The 1,137-nt window shown below is 44.4% G+C and carries 1 protein-coding gene and 1 pseudogene; one reads left to right on the forward strand and one right to left on the reverse strand.

What is annotated here, in order from left to right; all coding sequences use genetic code 11:
• Window positions 1-347: pseudogene (locus AT710_09865) on the forward strand.
• Window positions 348-547: 200 nt separating this feature from the next.
• On the opposite strand, the gene AT710_09870 reads toward AT710_09865, so the two are convergent.
• Complete coding sequence (locus AT710_09870) at window positions 548-1,132, reverse strand: hypothetical protein (GenBank protein ID KUO89591.1); 585 nt, start codon at window positions 1,130-1,132, stop codon at window positions 548-550.
• Window positions 1,133-1,137: the final 5 nt, after the last annotated feature.

A 1,137-nucleotide genomic window follows, 5' to 3' on the forward strand; every position in this document is an offset into this window, starting at 1 on the left:
GGTACCCCTTCAATATCGCGCAGGATAAGGGCAATAAGTTCACAGTGAACATGTGGTCTTATCGAGAGTTGATGGAGGTCATAGAGCTAAAAGCTCAGGAGTATGGTATTCGTGTGTTTGAGGTCATTGAGTATAATACGTCCAAGTATTGTGCTTATCATGGTGTTGAGGTTGAGAGACATCCAAGGGGAGTAGTTAGTTGCCCTAAAGGACATAAATTGCATAGTGACTTGAATGGTGCTTTAAATATCTTGAAGAAGGCTACCGGCATAACGATCTCAGCAATAAAGAAGCCCCTCTCCTTTATCGTGGATCATAATCGAGTAGCGCCCGTGAAAGGGGCGTAACCCCCTAGACCTCGGGGAACCCTCGCCCTAAAGGCGGGGAGGAGGTCAGAATGATCATTATCTCCACGATAATTTTCATAGTTACGGTAAAGCAAGGGTTTGAGACCGAGGAAATAAGGCAAATAAAGGAGCATGGACTACCAGTGGAGTGAAACAAGATGAATCGGCCCCACCACTTTTCCTCTTGAAAGGGCTGGTTCTTATTTTTCCATGAATTTATAAATCGTGTTTAAAATTATCTCGTTTGCCCCCTCATATATCTCAGTAACCTTGGCATCTCTGTAAAGCATTTCAAGCACAGTATCCGTGGAGAGACCCATTCCTCCCATCATTTGTATAGCTATCCTAGTTGAATCAACGCCGAGCCTAGAACCAAGCAACTTAGCTGCGTGGGCATAAAGCAGGAAATCCGGGGAACCCTTGTCCTTCATATATGCCGCAGTATATACAAGCGATCTGATTGATTCTATTTGAGCATACATATTGGCCGCATAGTGTTGAAGCGACTGAAAATCAGCTAATAACTTCCCAAACGCATTTCTTTGCTTTATATAATTAAGTGCCTCCCTAAAAGCCCTCTCCGCTATTCCTAGACCAATGGAGCCAACACATGTTCTTCCCAGGTTTAAGCTATTTATTGCCACATAGAAACCCTTATTGACCTCGCCCACCACAGATTCATCGCCTAGCCTACAATCAACGAACTTAACCTCTGCAGTACCTGTGCCCCGCAATCCGATTACATGTATGGGATTAGTCTCCACGCAATTGCTCCTATCCACCATGAATG

This window comes from Thermocladium sp. ECH_B (genome assembly GCA_001516585.1).
GTDB lineage: Archaea > Thermoproteota > Thermoprotei > Thermoproteales > Thermocladiaceae > Thermocladium.

What these genes read in the sequence shown, in the direction of transcription:
- AT710_09870 (KUO89591.1), bottom strand. Translation starts at nt 1,132, where the DNA reads ATGGTGGATAGGAGCAATTGCGTGGAGACTAATCCCATACATGTAATC.